Raw genomic sequence first — 19,695 nt, forward strand, 5'->3', positions numbered from 1 at the left:
AGGGCCGTTCTCTGTTGTACCCCCGACCGGATTCGAACCGGCGCTACCGCCTTGAGAGGGCGGCGTGCTAGGCCGCTACACAACGGGGGCGTGGAGCCTGCAGGCGTTTAGTACTACACCGCCGCAGGTCCGAGCTGGTCTACCTGGACTCGAACCAAGACTAACTGAACCAGAATCAGTCGTGCTGCCAATTACACCATAGACCAATGTGGTTTAGACCAGTCAGTACCCCCGACCGGATTCGAACCGGCGCTACCGCCTTGAGAGGGCGGCGTGCTAGGCCGCTACACAACGGGGGCCCTAGCAGTTCCGAGATGATCGTCGATCTTCCGGAACCCTGTACCCCCGACCGGATTCGAACCGGCGCTACCGCCTTGAGAGGGCGGCGTGCTAGGCCGCTACACAACGGGGGCCTTGCAGATGAGCTCTGCGAGCTGGCCTACCTGGACTCGAACCAAGACTAACTGAACCAGAATCAGTCGTGCTGCCAATTACACCATAGGCCACTGGAACGCAAGCCCCTGAGGGGGTTCTTGTTCTAGTAGTGCGCCTGGGGTTCCTGCCTTTCGGCCCGCTCCCCGCGGCGCAGGAAGAACATTACCTGAAGGTGGACGGGGCTCCAAAACGACTATCCGGGCCGAGCAGTGAGGGCAGTTCGGCGAGGGAGGCGATGCGGTGCGGACCGACGGGCGGCTCGATCGTGGCGTACAGGCCGCCGCGGTCGATCCACACCGACAGCAGCCCGGCTTCGGCGGCGCCGCGCCCGTCGATCTCCGGGTGGTCACCGACGTAGGCGACCTGGTGCGGCGGCAGATCGAGGGCCGTGCAGGCGGCGAGGAAGGCGCCGGCGTCGGGCTTGGAGACGCCGAGTTCGGCGGCGCACAGGATGCTCTCGAAGCGGTCGTGGACGCCGAGGACGCGCAGCTTGTGGTCCTGGACGTGGATGCTGGAGTTGGAGAGCACGGCGTGCCGGTGGCTGGCGGCGAGGGCGTCGAGGACGGGCAGGACGTCCGGGAAGAGGGTCCAGACCTCCTCGTAGCGGTCGCGGTAGCGCCGGAACCACGCGTCGGCCTCGTCGTCGGTCAGCTCCCGGCCCAGGAACACCCGTACGCGGTCGCGCCGCTGGGCCTCGAAGGTGGCCTCCCCGGCCGCGAAGCGCGCCCATTGCAGGTCGGTGATCTCCCGCCAGCGGGCGAGGGCCTGCTCGACGGTGCCGTAGTCGTCGAGGAGGCCCTCGGTCGTGAGGTGGGCGCGCATGCCGAGGCGGTCGGCGGTGGTGTAGTCGAAGAGGGTGTCGTCGACGTCCCAGACCACGGCTTGGATGCTCATGCTCCGACCGTACCCACCGCGTCCCGCGCTCAGCCCAGGTTCATCGTGCCGGAGAGCGTGAGGTCCGGTCCCTGGTCGTCGCGGGGGTGGGCGGTGAGCTTCCAGGTGTAGGCGCCGGAGGGGGCTCCCGCGCCGGTGCCGGTGGTGCCGTCCCAGGCGGGGCGTACGGCGGCTCCGGTGGAGGTGCCGGTCAGGGTGCGGACGGTGGTTCCGGAGGCCGTGGTCAGGGTGAGGGTCCAGGTGGAGGGCTTGTTGAGCTGCCAGACCGGTGACCAGGGGAACGATCTGCCGATCACGGACGGCGAGTAGACCTGGGCCTCCGTCTGCGCGAGCGGTGAGGTGGGGACGCCGCTGGGGACGATCGACACCTCGCCGTAGGTGCCGTTGAGGTAGGCGATGTGGCCGCCGAAGCGGTCGACGGCCCAGCGGCCGTTGCTGCCGCCGGTGTTCTGGTCCGTGGCCGGCAGTTTCACCAGGGTGCGGGTGGTGGCCGTCCCGGTGTGGAAGTCGGTGAGCAGCAGGTCGTGGGTGGCGCGGTTCTCGCGGAGCAGGAAGCCGTCGGCGAGGCGGGCCGGGCCGGTGTCGGCCGGGACCGTGATCCTGCGGCCCGTGGCCCGGTCATAGACGCCCGCGGAGCTGCCGCAGGACCAGTAGAGCCAGGTGTTGACGGCCTGGATGTCGGTGGGGGTGCAGGGGGCGCCGGTGGCGAGGGTGGTGGTCGTGCCGGTCTTGAGGTTGCGGCCGGTGACCTCGCCCTGGGTGCTGCCCGGGGTCCACAGGGTCTGTCCCCAGACGGCGGCGGCGGTGCGGTCGCGGGTGAGGGTGGTCTCGCCGCCGGTCGCGCCGCGCGGGAAGTCGACGATCCGCTGCTTGCCGGAACCGCCGTTGTAGAGCACGTAGCGGCCGGTGCCGCCGCCGATCCGGCCGCCGGAGTCGCCGTCCGTGGCCTCGCTGAGCGTGGTGGTGGTGTCGAGGCCGACGTTGAGGACGGATTCCTGGCCCGTCCCGTCGGTCCAGAGCTGGCCGACCCGGCCGTCGCCCAGGGCCTCCAGCTGGGGGCAGGCGGCGTCGCCGGAGAGGCAGGTGGGGGCGGTGAGGGCCGGGCTGCGGCGGGTCTGCCGGCCGGTGGGACGGCCGTCGGAGGCGAGCTGGAAGCCGTTGTAGCGGAGCGAGGCGCCCGGTGTCGCGCCGTAGAGGAACAACTCGCCGCCCGCGACGGCCAGTCCCTGCACTCCGGTGGAGGCCGCGGGGACCCGGGCCACCTTGGTGGTGGTGAGGCCGCCGCTGTCGGTGAGGGTGATCCGGTGGATGTCCCAGTCGAGGCTGGAGGGGCCCGCGGTGGCCAGGGCTCCGCCGTCCAGGGTGGGGCCGATTCCGCCGAAGGACGAGGGGAGCACGGTGCTGGAGGCGCCCGTGACCAGGGAGCGGGCGGTCAGGGCGGCCTCGGTGCCGCCCAGGACGAACATCGGGTTGCCGAGCAGGAGTTGGTCGCCGACGACGGCTTCGAGCTGGGCGTCGGTCCTGGTGAGGGCGGTGGGCTCGGTGCCGGGTCCGGCGTCCACCCGGATCGCCTTCCAGTCGGCGACCAGCCAGCGGTCGTTGAAGGCGAGCTGCGGGGTGGCCTCGGCGGTGGTGACGTACGTGCGGAAGGCGCCGTCGGAGAGGTCGACCAGGCCGACGGACGTCTTGCCGTCCAGCGCGGAGACGATCGCGAGATGGGTGACCGAGCCGCCGGTGCGGTAGTGGACGGGCCGGGCGCCCGTCGGGAAGCCGGTGACCGGGGTGTCCGCGGTGGTCCCGCCGGCGGTGGCGCGCAGGACGTGCAGGGCGCCGGTGCCGTCCATGGTCAGCACGCTCCAGCCCACGGCGGCGCGGTAGGCCTGGCCGGAGGGGATCGTGACGGTGGCGGTGACGCCCGTGGAGCGGTGCCGCTGGGTGACGGTCTGGCCGGCGCGGGTGCTCATCACGTCGGTGCCACTGGCCAGGTCGTCCGGGCCGGCGTGGGCGGGCGGGACCGTGTCGGGGTGGTCGACCGTGGTGACCGTGGTGGTTCCCGGCCGGTACTGGAAGCCGGAGGCGCCGGCCCACGGGTAGTCGACGGTCACGCGCTTCTCGGTGACGAGGCGCACCGTGCCCACCGGCGCCTCGGGCTCGGGTGCCGCCTGCGCGGGTGTGGTCAGCACGGTGCAGGACAGGGCCACCACCCCGCCGACGGCCGCGTGGACAAGTCTTCGTGAACGGCTCATGGCCTCTCCCCCGGTACCAGGGCGCACACGCACACCGTGTGCACGAGGGACATCCAAGGTCCCCTCGGGGAGCCGGAGTCGGCCGGAAGGATGAACTCCGGGTGACGGCTGGGCGGACACGACGAGGGCAGCGTCCGAAGCGGACGCCGCCCTCGTGGTGGGTGGTGCGTTACGCGGCCAGCTTCGCCAGCGCCGCGTCGATCCGGGCCAGGGTCTGCTCCTTGCCCAGGACCTCCAGGGACTCGAACAGCGGCAGGCCGACCGTGCGCCCGGTGACGGCGACGCGGACGGGGGCCTGGGCCTTGCCGAGCTTGAGGCCGTGGGCCTCGCCGGCGGCCAGGACGGCCTCCTTCAGCGACTCGGCGGAGGTCCAGTCGGCGGCCTCCAGCTTCTCGCGGGCGGTGCGCAGAAGGGCGTCCGAGCCCTCCTTCATGGCCTTGGTCCAGCTGGCCTCGTCCACCGCCGGCTCCGGCAGGAACAGGAAGTCGACGTTGTCGGTGATCTCGGAGAGCACCTTGAGGCGGGTCTGCGCGTGCGGCGCGATGGCCTGCCACTTCGCCTCGTCGAAGGCCTCCGGGGCCCAGGGGGCGAAGGGGGCCCGCAGCCACGGGGCGCAGCGCTCCGTGAAGTCCTTCACGTCCAGCAGCCGGATGTGGTCGCTGTTGATGGCCTCGCACTTCTTCAGGTCGAAGCGGGCCGGGTTGGGGTTCACGTCGGAGATCTCGAACGCCGCGATCATCTCGTCGATCGAGAAGACGTCCTGGTCGGCCGAGAGGGACCAGCCGAGCAGGGAGAGGTAGTTGAGCAGGCCCTCGGGGAGGAAGCCGCGCTCCCGGTAGAGGTTGAGGGAGGACTGCGGGTCGCGCTTGGAGAGCTTCTTGTTGCCCTCGCCCATGACGTAGGGCAGGTGGCCGAAGGAGGGGGTCTCCTTGGCGATGCCCAGCTCGGTCAGCGCCTTGTACAGGGCGATCTGCCGCGGGGTGGAGGAGAGCAGGTCCTCGCCGCGCAGGACGTGGGTGATCTCCATCAGGGCGTCGTCGACCGGGTTGACGAGCGTGTAGAGCGGGGCGCCGTTGGCGCGGACGAGCCCAAAGTCCGGGACGTTCTCCGGGGTGAAGGTCAGCTCGCCGCGGACCAGGTCCGTGAAGGTGATCGTCTCGTCGGGCATCCGGAAGCGGACGATCGGCTCGCGGCCCTGGGCCTGGTACTCCTCGACCTGGGCGTCGGCCAGCTCGCGGCAGTGGCCATCGTAGCCGGAGGGCTTGCCGGCGGCGCGGGCGGCCTCGCGGCGGGTGTCCAGCTCGTCCTGGGAGCAGTAGCAGCGGTAGGCGTGGCCGGCGTCGAGCAGCTTGGCCGCGACGTCCTTGTAGAGGTCCATGCGCTGCGACTGACGGTACGGCGCGTGCGGGCCGCCGACCTCGGGGCCCTCGTCCCAGTCGAAGCCCAGCCAGCGCATCGAGTCGAGCAGCTGGGTGTAGGACTCCTCGGAGTCGCGGGCCGCGTCGGTGTCCTCGATGCGGAAGACCAGGGTGCCCTGGTGGTGCTTGGCGAACGCCCAGTTGAACAGGGCGGTGCGGACCAGGCCCACGTGGGGGTTACCGGTGGGCGACGGACAGAAACGGACGCGTACGGGAGTGCCGGGTGCGCTAGCCACGCTTGACAACCTTGTTGGTGAGAGTGCCGATGCCTTCGATGGTGACGGCGACCTCGTCGCCGACGTTCAGGGGGCCGACCCCAGCCGGGGTGCCCGTGAGGATCACGTCGCCGGGGAGCAGCGTCATGGCCTCGGAGATGTTGACGATCAGGTCCTCGACCGAGTGGATCATCTCGCTCGTACGGCCGAGCTGGCGCTGCTGGCCGTTGACCGTGAGCTGGATGGTGAGGTCGGCCGGGTCCAGGTCCGTCTCCACCCAGGGGCCGAGCGGGCAGGCGGAGTCGAAGCCCTTGGCGCGGGCCCACTGCTTCTCGCGCCGCTGGACGTCGCGGGCGGTGATGTCGTTGGCGCAGGTGTAACCGAAGATCACGTCCCGGACGCGCTCGCGCGGGACCTCGCGGCACATCCGGCCGATGACGACGGCCAGCTCGGCCTCGTGGTGCACCTCCTCGGAGAAGGAGGGGTACTGGATGTCGTCGCCGGGGCCGATCACCGAGGTGGAGGGCTTGAAGAACGCGAAGGGGGCGTCGGGGACCTCGTTGCCGAGCTCGCGCGCGTGCTCCGCGTAGTTGCGGCCGAAGGCCACGACCTTGTTGGGGAGCACCGGCGGCAGCAGCCTGACCTTGCTCACCGGCACCTTCGTACCGGAGAGTTCGAAGTCCGCGAACGGGATGCCCTTGATGATGTCCAGGACGAGCTCGTCCTGCTTTTCGCCCTCGATGGCGCCGAAGGCGACGTTCCCGTCGATGGAGAATCTGGCGATGCGCACGGGTGGCTTGGCCCCTTGACTGAAGCGGCTGGAGTCTGACGCTCCAGGCTAACGCGGGCGGGTGTCCGCGCCGCGCTCATGATGAAGGGCGCCCCCGGCCGTCGGAGGGCGCCCTCGATGTTCGTCTCCCGCCGCCTTGAGCAGTCGGCGGCCGGTGCGCGTATTACCTGGTGTCACACCGCGGCCGCGGCGGCCGCGACGGGGACCTCGGTGAGGATGGTGCGCTTGGGGTTGGCTGTCTGGGCGGGGAGTTCGACGCTGTGCTCCGGCTGCTCCGGCGTCCGCAGTTCGTCGGCGCCTTCCAGGTGCGCCAGCGTCGTGCGTCGCGGGTTGGCGATCTTGTGGAACATCGTCGTCGTAGTCACTGTTTACTTGCACCCTGTCCTGTGACGGCGCCGGGCGGATCCGTGGACCTCGCGCCGGGCGCGGCTTGTCGGTTTTGCCATCGCTGTAAAGCGTCAGGCTAAACATGGGATTCCCGGCCCAATCGCGGAGGGGCCATGATCGGCATGTGAGTTTCCTCACGAATCAGAGTCCGAATCGGTCAATCCGGACTCATGCCCCACCCCCACGAAACGGACATTGACTCCCTGAAGCCACCATTCCGCTCCTGATCATGGCGACTGGGACACCCGTCCCGCCCTGACGACTCGCGGGCTTACGTCCGAAATGGACGAACTCACTTTCTACGACCGGTGATCCGGCCCTCACGTGGTGTCACCTATGTCACGGCCTGGCCTACGGGCCTTGTTGGAGATCCTGTGCTGTGCTGGAATCTCACGGACCGCCGCAGGATCGAGCCGGCGCACAGGGGGCGCACAGACGCGCCGAGTGGCGGCGAGAAGGGGGAGCCAGCGCCGGTCACTCACGACCACCACGGGGGCGTACTCAGGGCGTCCCCAGAACGCCGACACCGTGCCCCGCCGCTCACGCGACGGGGTGCCTGGTCCAGAGGTTGCGACGCTAGTGCAGGGACGTTTCAAGAGGGATGGCAGCGCTTCGGCGGAGCCGGAGCCGCACGGCGGGACTGGCGCCATGAAGGGCGGCCCCGCGCCCCAGCACGCCCAGAACCCGGGCTCGGCCGGCGACGGCGGTGAGCGCTCCGGGCGATCCGGTCCATCGGCCCCCTCGGGGGCCTCCAACCCCTCCCCGGCGCTGAAGCCGCCGACGGGACCCACCGGCCCCGGCCCGCGAATAGCCCTGCGCAACTGGCGCATCTCCACCCGACTGGTCTCGCTGCTCGCGCTGCCGGTGGTCGCGGCCACCTCGCTCGGCGCGCTGCGTATCAACCAGTCCATGGACGACATCCAGCAGCTCGACAACATGAAGCTGCTGACGGACATGACCAAGCAGGCCACCGAGCTGTCGGCCGCGCTCCAGGAGGAGCGCGACCAGTCGGCCGGCCCGCTCGCGCACGGCGGCAAGGCGACCGACTTCACGGTCAAGGGTCTTCGTGAGAAGACCGACCGGGCGATGAAGAACTTCCTCGACAGTTCCGAGGAGATCGACAGCGCCAGCAAGGACGGCAACCTCAAGGGCGTCCGCGAGTACCTCATCCAGCTCGCCGGCGAGCTGGGCGACCTGGCGCAGATCCGCAAGAGCGCCTACGCCTCCGAGGGCAACTCCACGCAGACGATCGAGGCGTACCACCGTCTGATCGAGAACCTGGTCGACCTCTCCCAGGACATGGCCGAGGCGACCAGCAACCCGGACATGATCCAGCGCACCCGCGCCCTGGCGGCCTTCTCCTCCGCCAAGGAGTACTCCTCCATCCAGCGCGCGGCCCTCGCGGCGGCACTGCCCGCGAGCAACACCACGACCGGCAAGCTCTCGCCGAACGACCGGCTCTACGCCGAGTCGTCCCTGGAGAGCCAGAAGTCCGAGATCCGCAGCTTCAAGAGCATCTACGGCGAGGACGCCGCCGCCGAGCTGCTGAAGCCGATCGAGGACGGCGGCAACTCCACGATCAAGGCGACCGACACCTACGCCGGCCGTGCCCTGGTCTCCGCGAGCGGTCTCGCCCAGCAGGACAAGCGGTCCTACCGCGACTGGCTGGACGACAGCTCCACCAAGATCCAGCAGATGAAGAACATCGAGCACACCCTGCTCGAGGAGATGGAACAGAAGGCCCGCGAGCTGCGCAGCGCCACCGAGCGCGACGCGATCATCTCCGGTGCGCTGATCCTGATCGTGCTCGGTGTGTCGCTCGTCGGCGCCTTCGTCGTGGCCCGCTCCATGATCCGCTCGCTGCGCCGGCTGGAGGAGACCGCGACCAAGGTCGCCTCCGACCGTCTGCCCGAGCTGGTCAAGCAGCTCTCCGAGTCCGACCCGCAGGACGTCGACACGTCCGTGGAGTCGGTCGGTGTGCACTCCCGGGACGAGATCGGCCGCGTGGCCTCGGCCTTCGACGACGTGCACCGCGAGGCGGTCCGCCTCGCCGCCGAGCAGGCCCTGCTGCGGGGCAACGTCAACGCGATGTTCACCAACCTCTCGCGCCGCTCCCAGGGCCTCATACAGCGTCAGCTCTCGCTCATCTCCGAACTGGAGTCCCGCGAGGCCGACCCGGACCAGCTCTCCTCGCTGTTCAAGCTCGACCACCTCGCCACCCGCATGCGCCGTAACGGTGAGAACCTCCTCGTCCTCGCGGGTGAGGAGCCCGGCCGCCGCTGGACCCGCCCGGTCCCGCTGGTCGACGTCCTCCGCGCCGCCGCCTCCGAGGTGGAGCAGTACGAGCGCATCGAACTGGCCTCCGTGCCGACGACCGAGGTCGCCGGCCGCGTGGTCAACGACCTCGTGCACCTGCTCGCCGAGCTGCTGGAGAACGCGACCTCGTTCTCCTCCCCGCAGACCAAGGTCAAGGTCACCGGTCACGCCCTGCCCGACGGCCGTGTGCTGATCGAGATCCACGACACCGGTATCGGTCTGTCGCCGGAGGACCTGGCCGCGATCAACGAGCGGCTCGCCTCTCCCCCGACGGTGGACGTCTCCGTCTCCCGCCGCATGGGTCTGTTCGTGGTCGGCCGTCTGTCGCAGCGCCACGGCATCCGCATCCAGCTCCGCCCGTCCGACTCCGGTGGTACGACCGCGCTGGTCATGCTGCCCGTCGATGTCGCCCAGGGCGGCCGGAAGCCCCAGCCCAAGCAGCCCGGCCAGCCGCCGCTCGGCGGTGGTGGTCCGGCCGCCGCGCAGGCCGCCGCCGGTGTGGCAGCGGCCCGGCGTGGCGCCGGTGGCGGCCAGGGCGGTGGCGCCCTCGGGGCGGGTCCCTCCGGTGGCGGTGCCTTCGGTGCCGGTGCTTCGGGTGCGTCCGGCGCGGGCCGGCTGGCTCCGGGCCAGAGCCCGCGGGCCGCGCTGCCCGGGCGGGACGCCGAGGGTGGCCGTCCGGGAGCGCCGGGCGGAGCCCGTGGGCCCCAGGGTCCCGAGAAGTCCCCGTCGTTGTTCGATCAGGGTGCCCCCTCCGGGCCGCCGCAGGGCCGTCCGGCTCCGGCCGGTGCCGGGTTCGGACAGGCCCCGGGCGCTCCGCAGGGCCTGCAGGCCGCGGGCACCAACGGGCCGCAGGGCCAGGACGCCTTCGGTGGCGGCCGTGGCCGGCAGAACCCGGGCGGCAACAGCGAGCAGGGCCAGGGCCGTCGGCCGCAGCTCCCGCCGCGCGGTGGTCCGCGGGCCGAGCTGCCCGGTGGCGACGCGCAGCAGCGCGTGCCGAGCTGGAGCGACGAGAACGCCCAGCCGCCGGTGCCGCGTGCCTCGCTGGACGCCCCGCGTGGTCACGAGGAGCCGGACGTCGCCCGTACGTCTCAGATGCCGCGCGTCGACGACCGCCAGGGTCCGGGCGCGACGGCGGAGATCCCGGCCGTGCCGCAGTCGGACCAGTTCTCCACCGGCACGAACGGATCGCAGGACCCGGGTCAGTTCGTCCGCCCGGACGTCTTCGGCTCCGCGGCCGGCCGCCGCGACTCGTCGCCCCAGACGGGCCAGTACCCGGCCCCGCAGGCCCCGCAGTCCTACGACAACGGCTCCACGGGTCAGTACCCGGCGCAGCGCCAGGACAACAACGGCGGCCAGTACCCCGCGCAGCGCCAGGACAACGGCTCGACCGGCCAGTACCAGGGGCAGCGCCAGGACAACAACGGCAGCCAGTACCCGGCACCCCGCCAGGACAACGGCTCCGGCCGGCCCTCCCTTCCGGGTCCGGCCACCCCGGCCGACCCCGGTGGCAGGGGCCAGTTCGACCGGACGCAGGCGGGCGGCGGCCGCGGCCCGGCGGACTTCGGCGCCCCGCGCCCGCCCGCCCCGCAGGCCCGGCCCGCCCGGCAGGAGCCCGAGGCCCTGCCGCCGGCCTCCGGTCCGGGCGACGGTCGTACGCCGCTGTACGACACACTGGAGACCAACTGGTTCCACGGCCAACACGGCCAGCAGGAGCAGGAGCAGCAGCCGCAGAACAACGGCTCGGCTCCGGCCCCGCAGCAACCGCAGGGACCCACCGGTCCGCAGCGGTCGTCCGCCCCCGCCGGCTGGCGCAGTTCACCGAACGACGATCTCGGCCGCCAGGCCGAGCGCGTCCGCCAGCCCGCCGCGGGCGGTGTCACCACCTCCGGCCTGCCGCGTCGTGTACCCCGGGCGAACCTCGTCGCGGGCACGGCTCAGCAGCAACCGGCGCAGCAGAGCGGTCCGCAGATCTCCCGGGCGCCCGATGACGTCCGGGGCCGGCTGACCAATCTCCGCCGCGGTATCGCACAGGGTCGTCAGGCCGGGTCCACACAGACCGGCAGCTTCCCTCGACCCTCTCACCAGCAGGAGCGTTAGTTGAGTCCGATGAGCCAGGCGGCACAGAACCTCAACTGGTTGATCACCAACTTCGTGGACAACACCCCCGGGGTGTCCCACACCGTCGTCGTGTCCGCCGACGGTCTCCTTCTGGCGCTGTCGGAGGGCTTCCCGCGTGACCGCGCGGACCAGCTCGCGGCCGTCGCCTCCGGCCTGACGTCCCTGACGGCAGGCGCTTCCCGGATCTTCGAGGGGGGCGACGTCGCGCAGACGGTGGTGGAGATGGAGCGGGGGTTCCTCTTCCTGATGTCCGTCTCGGACGGCTCGTCACTGGCCGTCCTGGCACACCCCGAATGCGACATCGGCCTCGTCGGCTACGAGATGGCGCTCCTGGTCGACCGCGCGGGCGCGGTCCTCACCCCCGACCTGCGAGCCGAGCTCCAAGGCAGTCTGCTCCACTGAACGGCCCGGCACCACCCGTCTCACCACATCACCGTCCGGCCGCCACACACCCCACACAGGCCCCGTCAGACGGCTCGACTGACCGACTTGCTGTCCCGCCCGGAGGACCCATGACCCCGCCCCCCGCCTCTCATGATCCGTACGCGGAGCCGTACGAGGATGAGGGCGACCAGCCGCTGGTACGGCCTTACGCCATGACCGGCGGCCGGACGCGGCCGCGCTACCAGCTGGCCATCGAGGCTCTGATCAGCACGACCGCGGACCCCGCGGCACTCATGGGGCTGCTGCCGGAGCACCAGCGCATCTGCCACCTGTGCCGTGAGGTGAAGTCGGTCGCCGAGGTCTCGGCGCTGCTCAACATGCCGCTGGGTGTGGCCAGGATCCTCGTCGCGGACCTCGCGGAGGCCGGTCTCGTCGCGATCCACCAGCCGGGCGGCGACGACGCCACCGGCGCACCGGACGTGACACTGCTCGAAAGGGTGCTCAGTGGACTTCGCAAGCTCTGACGCGGGTCGTTCCACCACCTCCGCGAAGATCGTGGTGGCGGGCGGCTTCGGCGTGGGCAAGACCACGTTCGTCGGTGCCGTCTCGGAGATCAACCCGCTGCGCACGGAGGCCGTCATGACCTCCGCCAGCGCGGGGATCGACGACCTGACCCACACCGGGGACAAGACCACCACCACGGTGGCCATGGACTTCGGCCGCATCACCCTGGACCAGGACCTGATCCTGTACCTGTTCGGTACGCCGGGCCAGGACCGCTTCTGGTTCATGTGGGACGACCTGGTGCGCGGCGCCATCGGCGCGGTGGTCCTGGTGGACACGCGCCGGCTGGCCGACTGCTTCCCGGCCGTCGACTACTTCGAGAACAGCGGCCTGCCCTTCGTGGTCGCGCTGAACGGCTTCGACGGGCAGCAGCCCTACCAGCCGGAGGAGGTGCGCGAGGCGCTGCAGATCGGGCCCGACACCCCGATCATCACGACGGACGCCCGCCACCGGGCCGATGCGAAGAGTGCCCTGATCACGCTGGTCGAGCACGCTTTGATGGCACGGCTGAGGTAGCACCCAATCAGAGCGCGCCATACGGCAGTTGTCGTAGATGCACCGGAGCCGGCTGTGTCCTTTGACACGGTCGGCCAAGGTGTTCATAACGTTTCGGCAGAGGAATCTGGTGGTACGGCCACGCGTCGCGCACATCCGGTCTCGCTGCGCGCACAATCGCCCCGCCTTTTGGCGGGGCTCGCTCTTTATGACCGTTTTATCTGGGGCTTACATGGCCCTGATTCCCTGCCTCGGACTGTTTGGAAGAGCGCAGGTCGTCGTGCTGGAATGCCTGAACTGCCCAATAGTCAATGACGCACTCGTCCGTCGATGGCGTGTTGGGCTCTGAGACACTGCGGCACAACGTTGGTGCCGACCGCCGAGAGGTTGTTGGTCGAGTGAGGCGAAGCAAGAACAGTCCCGAGCCGTCGGCCCGGGGCAACTTCACCCCGCCGCCGCGCACAGCGGCGCCCGCCCCCGTGCCCGGTTCGGAGCCGACGGCCACGCCTGCCGAGAGCAGCGGCCGTCTCTCCCCGCGCAACTGGCGCGTGGCGACCAGGCTCAACGCGATCCTGCTCATACCCGTGCTGGTCGGCCTCGTCATGGGCGGCTTCCAGGTGAAGAGCTCGATCGACACCTGGCAGGAGGCCGAGGACGCGGAGAACACCGCGCGTCTGGTGCGGGCCTCCCTGCTGTACGCCAACGCCCTCTACAACGAGCGCGACACCTCGGCGGCGCCCCTGCTGAAGGGCAGCGCCCAGACGGCCCAGGACAAGGCGACCGTCACCCAGCTCCGCAAGGCCACCGACCAGGCGGCCGACGACTTCGACGCCGCGGCCCAGAACATGCCGGCGAAGCCCGGTCTGGAACGCCGGCTGGATGTGTTCCGCAAGCTGGAGCCGAAGCTGCAGACGCTGCGCCAGGTCGCGTACACCTCCAAGCTCAAGGGTGTGCAGACCGAGGAGGGCTACGTCGAGGTCGCCCACCCGCTGACGGAGTTCGCCAACGAGCTCGGCCTGGGCACCGGCAACATCACCAGCTACGGCCGGACCGTGTACGCCATCGAGCTCACCAAGGCGGCCCTGTCGCTGCAGCGCTCCATCGGCATGCACATCCTGATCAAGCCGGGCCCGGACGACGGCAACCTGGCCAGCCAGCGCATCGCCCTGTCCTCGTACGCCTACCTCGAGCGCATCGCCGTGCAGGAGTACATCGGCGGTGGCACCCAGCAGGACGCGGACAAGCTCGATGCGGCCGAGGCCAAGATCAAGACCGACGGTGCCGCGATGGCCCGGGAGGCGAAGGCCAAGAACCCGGACTACGTGCCCCCGCCGGCCAACCCGACGACGATGGTCTCGGCCGTCGCGACGCTCCCGAACACCGACCCGAGCGCCCGCGCCGCCCTCGCCGAGAAGGGCATCACCGCCGAGAACTGGTGGGCGGTCAACACGCTCAAGTTCAACGCGTACGAGAAGATCGAGGCGGACATGGCCGACAAGGCCGTGGCCGAAGCCTCGGACATCGCCGCCGACGCCCAGCGTGACGCCTACGTCACCGGTGCCGCCGTCGTGGTCGCGCTGCTCCTCGCCTTCATCCTGGCCGGCGCGGTCGCCCGCCAGATGAGCCGCTCGATGCGCCAGCTGCGCAACGCCGCCTTCGGCATCGCCGAGCAGCGTCTGCCGATGCTGGTCGACCAGCTCTCGCGCACCGACCCCGGCCGCGTCGACACCCGGGTCCAGGCCATCCCGATCACCACCACCGACGAGATCGGCGAAGTCGCCCGCGCCTTCGACCAGGTCCACCGCGAGGCCGTCCGGCTCGCCGCCGAGCAGGCCCTGCTGCGGGGCAACATCAACGCGATCTTCACCAACCTGTCGCGCCGCAACCAGTCGCTGATCGAGGGCCAGCTGACCCTGATCACCGACCTGGAGAACAACGAGGCCGACCCGGACCAGCTGGAGAACCTCTTCCGCCTGGACCACCTCGCGACCCGTATGCGCCGCAACGGCGAGAACCTCCTGGTCCTCGCCGGCGAGGAGCCCGGCCGCCGCTGGGACCAGCCGGTGCCGCTGGTCGACGTGCTGCGCGCCGCCTCCTCCGAGGTGGAGCAGTACGAGCGCATCGAGCTGTCCGGTGTCCCGGAGGCCGAGATCCACGGCCGTGCCGTGACCGACCTCGTGCACCTGCTCGCCGAGCTGCTGGAGAACGCCACGACGTTCTCCTCCCCGCAGACCAAGGTTCGCGTGACCGCCACCCGTCTCCCCGACGGTCGGGTCATGATCGAGATCCACGACAAGGGCATCGGCCTCACCGCCGAGGACTTCGCGGACATCAACCACAAGCTGGCCAACCCGCCGACCGTGGACGCCGCGATCTCGCAGCGCATGGGCCTCTTCGTGGTCGGCCGGCTGTCCGACCGGCACGGCATCCGCGTCCAGCTCCGCCCCTCGGGCGAGCAGGCCGGTACGACCTCGCTGGTCATGCTGCCCGACGCGATCACCCACGGTGGTGGCGGCGAGCAGCATGTGGACCGCGACGAGTTCACCGTCTCGCAGATCATCCCGGAGCAGAACTTCGGCGGCGGCGAGAACTTCAACCAGCAGCCCATGCGTACGGCGGCGGAGCTCGGCTTCGACGACAGCCGCTACTCCGAGGTCCCGGACGACATACGTGAGCTGGACCCCGTCGGCCGTTCCCTGATGCGCGAGGAGCGCAGGGCGGCCCTGGAGGCCCAGTCCCACGACGAGCAGCCCGCCCTGCCCGGACGGAACCCGCAGGACCCCGACGAGGGGCACGCGTACCCCGAGGAGTTCAACGGGCAGCAGGGCTACGACACCGGCCAGGCCTACGACACCGGCCGGACCGGCTACCCCCAGCAGCAGCCCTCCGCGTACGACCGTCAGCCGACGTACGAGAACCAGCAGGCGCAGTACGAGGAGCAGCGGCACACGGCGTACGAGGAGCCGCAGCAGCCTGCGTACGGCGATCAGTACTTCGCGCCGGGCGGCGGCATGCCGCAGAACGACACCTTCGCGCCGAACGGCGGCTACCCGGAGCCCTCCTATGCGGAGCCGGCTCACGAGGAGCCCCCGGCGCAGGGTGCGGGCGGGCGCGAGAGCTTCCCCGCCTTCGAGCAGCGCCGTCACCAGGACGACTGGCCGCAGCAGGACGGTTACCAGAACGGCTACCCGAGCCAGTACCCTTCTCAGGCCCAGGAAACGGAATCTGCGCAGGCCGCTGACGCGAGTGAGCAGGACCGCGTAGGCTTCGACCGTCCGGGACCGGCCCACTCCGCCGCCCACTCGATGACCGACGCGGGACTTCCCCGCCGCGGCTCCACCGGGAGCGGTGCGAACGGCACGGGCGGCGCGCGGCACGTGAGCCAGGAGCCTGAGGCCTCCGCCCCGGAGAGCACCGGCGACAGCGACTGGCGCTCGGCGAACGACGAGCGGTGGCAGCAGGCTTCGCAGCTCCGGAAGCCCAGGGCGGGCGGGGTCACCTCCTCCGGCCTGCCGAGGCGGGTACCCAAGGCCAACCTGATCGAGGGTGCCGCCGAGAGCACCCCCCAGGGAGGCCCACAGGTCTCCCGCGCCCCGGAGGACGTCCGGGGCAGGCTGAGCAACCTGCGGCGCGGCGTGGAACGCGGACGCAACGCAGGCACTGAAACGAACGGCCAGGCCACGTGGAATCAGCACGGTGGTCCTGACAGCACCTACAACCAGGAGCGTTAGTGTGAGCCCGATGAGCCAGGCGGCACAGAACCTGAACTGGTTGATCACCAACTTCGTGGACAACACCCCGGGGGTGTCCCACACGGTGGTGGTCTCCGCCGACGGACTCCTTCTGGCTATGTCCGAAGGCTTCCCCCGCGACCGCGCCGACCAGCTCGCGGCCGTCGCTTCCGGTCTGACGTCCCTGACGGCAGGCGCCTCCCGGATCTTCGAGGGAGGCGCTGTGAACCAGACGGTTGTGGAGATGGAGCGGGGATTCCTCTTCATCATGTCCGTATCCGACGGCTCCTCGCTCGCTGTTCTCGCACATCCCGAGGCGGACATCGGCCTCATCGGGTACGAGATGGCGCTGCTGGTGGACCGAGCCGGTACGGTCCTGACACCGGACCTTCGTGCGGAGCTCCAGGGGAGCCTGCTCAACTAACAGACGGACGGTGCGTTTTGGCGTCCCGTGGCCGTAAAGTTTCGGGACGCGGCTCCACAGCCATGGGTGCCAGCACAGTCGGAGGAGGAGAAAGTGGCAACACCCCCAGGCGGTTCGTCTTCGGGCAACTGGTCGTACGGCCCCGCACAGGGCCAGAACGACGGTGCCCAGAACCCGAACCGTTACAACTTCCCCTCCACACCGAGCCACCGGCAGCCGTACGCGCCGCAGGGCCCCGGCCCGTCGCCGTACGACCAGCCGCCGGCCCCGCGTATCCAGCCTGTGCAGCCGCAGCGCCGCACCCCCGAGCCGGCGCCCGCCGGGGCGTCGAACAACCCGCTGGTGCGTCCGTACGCCATGACCGGTGGCCGGACCCGCCCGCGTTACCAGCTCGCCATCGAGGCGCTGGTGCACACCACTGCGCAGCCGCACCAGATGCAGGGCCAGTTGCCCGAGCATCAGCGGATCTGCAACCTCTGCCGGGAAATCAAGTCGGTCGCCGAGATCTCGGCGCTCCTCACGATCCCTCTCGGCGTGGCCAGGATCCTCGTCGCCGACTTGGCGGAGGCGGGACTGGTCGCCATCCATCAGCCCGGCGGCGACGAGAACGCCGGCGGCCAGCCAGACGTGACACTGCTCGAAAGGGTGCTCAGTGGACTTCGCAAGCTCTAGCGGCGGTCCTTCCCGCTCCACCACCTCAGCGAAGATCGTGGTGGCGGGTGGCTTCGGCGTGGGCAAGACCACGTTCGTCGGGGCCGTCTCGGAGATCAACCCGCTGCGTACCGAGGCCGTCATGACGTCAGCTTCGGCCGGCATCGACGACCTCACCCACACCGGGGACAAGACGACCACCACGGTCGCCATGGACTTCGGCCGTATCACCCTGGACCAGGACCTGATCCTGTACCTCTTCGGTACGCCCGGTCAGGACCGCTTCTGGTTCATGTGGGACGACCTGGTGCGCGGCGCCATCGGCGCGATCGTCCTGGTGGACACGCGGCGTCTCGCCGACTGCTTCCCGGCCGTCGACTACTTCGAGAACTCGGGTCTGCCGTTCGTGATCGCGCTGAACGGGTTCGACGGGCAGCAGCCGTACAACCCGGACGAGGTGCGGGAGGCTCTGCAGATCGGGCCGGACACGCCGATCATCACGACGGACGCGCGGCATCGGGCCGATGCGAAGTCGGCGTTGATCACGCTGGTTGAGCACGCGCTGATGGCACGGCTTCGTTAGTTTCTTGCTGTGGGACAGCCCCTGGCGGCCTCTGGGTTGCCGGGGGCTGTTGCGTTGCCGGGTGCGGGTTGATCGTGGCTTGTCGCGCAGTTCCCCGCGCCCCTAAAGGCAAAAAGCAAAAGAGGCCCCTCCTGGTGGAGGGGCCTCTTTCAGGTGCTGGGGTCAGCGCCAGCTGTGCGGGGCTCGGAAGCCCGGCTCGCGTTCCAGGCGGCGCCAGCCGGCCTTGTCGCGGCCTCGGTGCGTCGGGGTGGGGTCGGTGGGGCGGGCGGCGGCGCGGGCCAGGAGGATCGCCGTGATGGCGGCGACTTCCTCGGGCTCGGCGTGGCCCTTCTCGACGCGGATGTCAGGGGTGCTCATGGGTGTCAGTCTCCGTGAGAGAGATGTCCGCGGGGTTACTGCGGAGGGTTGCCGTGCTTGCGGGAAGGCAGGTCGGCGTGCTTGGTCTGGAGCATCGCGAGGGACTTGATGAGGACCTCGCGGGTCTCGGCGGGGTCGATGACGTCGTCGACCAGGCCGCGCTCCGCCGCGTAGTACGGGTGCATCAGCTCGGACTTGTACTCCTTGACCATGCGGGCGCGCATGGCCTCGGGGTCCTCGGCCTCGGCGATCTGGCGGCGGAAGATGACGTTGGCCGCACCCTCCGCGCCCATGACGGCGATCTCGTTCGTCGGCCAGGCGTAGGTGAGGTCAGCACCGATGGACTGGCTGTCCATGACGATGTACGCACCTCCGTAGGCCTTGCGCAGGATCAGCGAGATCCTCGGCACGGTCGCGTTGCAGTACGCGTAGAGCAGCTTGGCGCCGTGGCGGATGATCCCACCGTGCTCCTGGTCGACGCCGGGCAGGAAGCCGGGTACGTCCAGAAGAGTGATGATCGGGATGTTGAAGGCGTCGCACATCTGGACGAAGCGGGCCGCCTTCTCGGAGGCCTCGATGTCCAGGACGCCCGCGAGGGCCTGCGGCTGATTGGCGACGATGCCGACGACCTGGCCGTCCATCCGGCCCAGCGCGCAGATGATGTTCCGCGCCCAGCGCTCGTGGACCTCCAGGTAGTCGCCGTCGTCGACGATCTCCTCGATGACCTTGGCCATGTCGTACGGCCGGTTGCCGTCCGCCGGGACCAGGTCCAGCAGGACGTCCGAGCGGCGGTCGACGGCGTCCGAGGCCTCGGCGCGCGGCGGGTTCTCGCGGTTGTTCTGCGGGAGCAGGGAGAGCAGGTAGCGGACCTCGGCGATGCAGGTCTCTTCGTCGTCGTAGGCGAAGTGGCAGACGCCGCTGGTCTCGGCGTGCACGTCGGCGCCGCCCAGGCCGTTCTGGGTGATCTCCTCGCCGGTGACCGCCTTGACGACGTCCGGGCCGGTGATGAACATCTGCGAGGTCTCGCGGACCATGAACACGAAGTCCGTCAGGGCGGGGCTGTAGGCCGCGCCGCCCGCGCAGGGCCCCAGCATGACGCTGATCTGCGGGATCACGCCCGAGGCCTTGGTGTTGCGCTGGAAGATGCCGCCGTAGCCGGCGAGGGCGGAGACGCCCTCCTGGATACGGGCACCGGCGCCGTCGTTCAGGGAGACCAGGGGCGCGCCGGCCGCGATGGCCATGTCCATGATCTTGTGGATCTTGGTGGCGTGGGCCTCGCCCAGCGCGCCGCCGAAGACCCGGAAGTCATGGGCGTAGACGAAGACCGTCCGGCCCTCGACCGTCCCCCAGCCGGTGATCACACCGTCGGTGTACGGCTTCTTGGCCTCCAGGCCGAAACCCGTGGCCCGGTGCCGGCGGAGCTGCTCGACCTCACGGAAGGAATCCGGGTCGAGGAGCAGCTCGATGCGCTCCCGTGCGGTCAGCTTGCCCTTGGCGTGCTGCGCCTTGGTCGCCTTCTCGCTCGGTCCGGCCACCGCCTGCGCACGGATCTCGTGCAGTTCGGCCACGCGTCCACGCGCGTCGGTCGGCTCACCCGGCGCCTCATCCAAAACGGTCATGTAGTGACCTTACGAAGCCAACCCAGGAAAGCGGGCCGTCGACTCCTCACAGTCTCCGGCGTGTTTTC

General features: G+C 70.3%; 15 protein-coding genes and 5 tRNA genes. 8 read left to right on the forward strand and 12 right to left on the reverse strand.

Features of this window, described 5'->3' with window-relative positions; all coding sequences use genetic code 11:
• Window positions 1-17: 17 nt before the first annotated feature.
• The 10 genes from KJK29_RS09830 to KJK29_RS09875 all read right to left on the reverse strand — a co-directional run bounded on the left by KJK29_RS09830 (window position 18) and on the right by KJK29_RS09875 (window position 6,363).
• Window positions 18-90: transfer RNA gene (locus tag KJK29_RS09830), tRNA-Glu, on the reverse strand.
• A gap of 44 nt (window positions 91-134) precedes the next feature.
• Window positions 135-206: transfer RNA gene (locus tag KJK29_RS09835), tRNA-Gln, on the reverse strand.
• Between the two features lie 20 nt (window positions 207-226).
• Window positions 227-299: transfer RNA gene (locus KJK29_RS09840), tRNA-Glu, on the reverse strand.
• 41 nt (window positions 300-340) lie between these two features.
• Window positions 341-413: transfer RNA gene (locus tag KJK29_RS09845), tRNA-Glu, on the reverse strand.
• Between the two features lie 21 nt (window positions 414-434).
• Window positions 435-506: transfer RNA gene (locus tag KJK29_RS09850), tRNA-Gln, on the reverse strand.
• A gap of 91 nt (window positions 507-597) precedes the next feature.
• Entirely contained in the window at window positions 598-1,329 is a 732-nt protein-coding gene (locus KJK29_RS09855) for an HAD family hydrolase (RefSeq protein WP_215118329.1), read from the reverse strand.
• A 29-nt stretch (window positions 1,330-1,358) separates the two neighbouring features.
• Window positions 1,359-3,575 (reverse strand): FlgD immunoglobulin-like domain containing protein, encoded by a 2,217-nt coding sequence (locus KJK29_RS09860; protein ID WP_215118330.1) that lies wholly within the window; start codon window positions 3,573-3,575, stop codon window positions 1,359-1,361.
• A gap of 169 nt (window positions 3,576-3,744) precedes the next feature.
• Entirely contained in the window at window positions 3,745-5,229 is a 1,485-nt protein-coding gene (gene gltX / locus KJK29_RS09865) for a glutamate--tRNA ligase (protein WP_215118331.1), read from the reverse strand.
• Window positions 5,222-5,998 (reverse strand): fumarylacetoacetate hydrolase family protein, encoded by a 777-nt coding sequence (locus KJK29_RS09870; RefSeq protein ID WP_215118332.1) that lies wholly within the window; start codon window positions 5,996-5,998, stop codon window positions 5,222-5,224. The genes gltX and KJK29_RS09870 overlap by 8 nt, the downstream gene beginning before the upstream one ends.
• 173 nt (window positions 5,999-6,171) lie before the next feature.
• Window positions 6,172-6,363, reverse strand: a complete 192-nt coding sequence (locus tag KJK29_RS09875) for a hypothetical protein (protein ID WP_215124621.1) — start codon at window positions 6,361-6,363, stop codon at window positions 6,172-6,174.
• 601 nt (window positions 6,364-6,964) lie between these two features.
• Between KJK29_RS09875 and KJK29_RS09880 the strand changes: the two genes are divergently transcribed.
• From KJK29_RS09880 to KJK29_RS09915, 8 genes are all read left to right on the forward strand, one after another.
• On the forward strand, window positions 6,965-10,798 hold the full coding sequence (locus KJK29_RS09880; protein WP_215118333.1) for a nitrate- and nitrite sensing domain-containing protein: 3,834 nt from the start codon (window positions 6,965-6,967) through the stop codon (window positions 10,796-10,798).
• Between the two features lie 9 nt (window positions 10,799-10,807).
• Window positions 10,808-11,221: a roadblock/LC7 domain-containing protein gene (locus tag KJK29_RS09885; protein ID WP_030231800.1), complete on the forward strand. Its 414-nt coding sequence runs from the start codon at window positions 10,808-10,810 to the stop codon at window positions 11,219-11,221.
• A gap of 110 nt (window positions 11,222-11,331) precedes the next feature.
• Window positions 11,332-11,727 (forward strand): DUF742 domain-containing protein, encoded by a 396-nt coding sequence (locus KJK29_RS09890; RefSeq protein ID WP_053668780.1) that lies wholly within the window; start codon window positions 11,332-11,334, stop codon window positions 11,725-11,727.
• Complete coding sequence (locus tag KJK29_RS09895; protein ID WP_104781463.1) at window positions 11,708-12,283, forward strand: GTP-binding protein; 576 nt, start codon at window positions 11,708-11,710, stop codon at window positions 12,281-12,283. Before KJK29_RS09890 ends, KJK29_RS09895 begins: the two co-directional genes overlap by 20 nt.
• A gap of 377 nt (window positions 12,284-12,660) precedes the next feature.
• On the forward strand, window positions 12,661-15,993 hold the full coding sequence (locus KJK29_RS09900; protein ID WP_215118334.1) for a sensor histidine kinase: 3,333 nt from the start codon (window positions 12,661-12,663) through the stop codon (window positions 15,991-15,993).
• Window positions 15,994-16,003: 10 nt separating this feature from the next.
• Entirely contained in the window at window positions 16,004-16,417 is a 414-nt protein-coding gene (locus KJK29_RS09905; protein WP_003993185.1) for a roadblock/LC7 domain-containing protein, read from the forward strand.
• 93 nt (window positions 16,418-16,510) lie between these two features.
• Window positions 16,511-17,089, forward strand: coding sequence for a DUF742 domain-containing protein (locus KJK29_RS09910; protein ID WP_184598587.1), 579 nt, complete (start codon window positions 16,511-16,513; stop codon window positions 17,087-17,089).
• Entirely contained in the window at window positions 17,070-17,651 is a 582-nt protein-coding gene (locus tag KJK29_RS09915; RefSeq protein ID WP_009314218.1) for a GTP-binding protein, read from the forward strand. Before KJK29_RS09910 ends, KJK29_RS09915 begins: the two co-directional genes overlap by 20 nt.
• A gap of 162 nt (window positions 17,652-17,813) precedes the next feature.
• Here KJK29_RS09915 and KJK29_RS09920 read toward each other — a convergent pair whose 3' ends face one another.
• On the reverse strand, window positions 17,814-18,008 hold the full coding sequence (locus KJK29_RS09920; RefSeq protein ID WP_215118335.1) for an acyl-CoA carboxylase subunit epsilon: 195 nt from the start codon (window positions 18,006-18,008) through the stop codon (window positions 17,814-17,816).
• Between the two features lie 35 nt (window positions 18,009-18,043).
• The gene (locus KJK29_RS09925) at window positions 18,044-19,627 is read right to left on the reverse strand and encodes an acyl-CoA carboxylase subunit beta (protein WP_215118336.1); all 1,584 of its coding nucleotides are present in this window, start codon (window positions 19,625-19,627) and stop codon (window positions 18,044-18,046) included.
• Window positions 19,628-19,695: the final 68 nt, after the last annotated feature.

The sequence above is a fragment of the Streptomyces koelreuteriae genome, from assembly GCF_018604545.1.
In the GTDB taxonomy this organism is placed as follows: domain Bacteria; phylum Actinomycetota; class Actinomycetes; order Streptomycetales; family Streptomycetaceae; genus Streptomyces; species Streptomyces koelreuteriae.

Bases quoted from the DNA above. Each gene is read 5' to 3' on its own strand.
- KJK29_RS09855 (WP_215118329.1), bottom strand. From the start codon at position 1,329: ATGAGCATCCAAGCCGTGGTCTGGGACGTCGACGACACCCTCTTCGAC.
- KJK29_RS09860 (WP_215118330.1), bottom strand. From the start codon at position 3,575: ATGAGCCGTTCACGAAGACTTGTCCACGCGGCCGTCGGCGGGGTGGTG.
- KJK29_RS09885 (WP_030231800.1), top strand. From the start codon at position 10,808: ATGAGCCAGGCGGCACAGAACCTCAACTGGTTGATCACCAACTTCGTG.
- KJK29_RS09890 (WP_053668780.1), top strand. From the start codon at position 11,332: ATGACCCCGCCCCCCGCCTCTCATGATCCGTACGCGGAGCCGTACGAG.
- KJK29_RS09905 (WP_003993185.1), top strand. From the start codon at position 16,004: ATGAGCCAGGCGGCACAGAACCTGAACTGGTTGATCACCAACTTCGTG.
- KJK29_RS09920 (WP_215118335.1), bottom strand. From the start codon at position 18,008: ATGAGCACCCCTGACATCCGCGTCGAGAAGGGCCACGCCGAGCCCGAG.
- KJK29_RS09925 (WP_215118336.1), bottom strand. From the start codon at position 19,627: ATGACCGTTTTGGATGAGGCGCCGGGTGAGCCGACCGACGCGCGTGGA.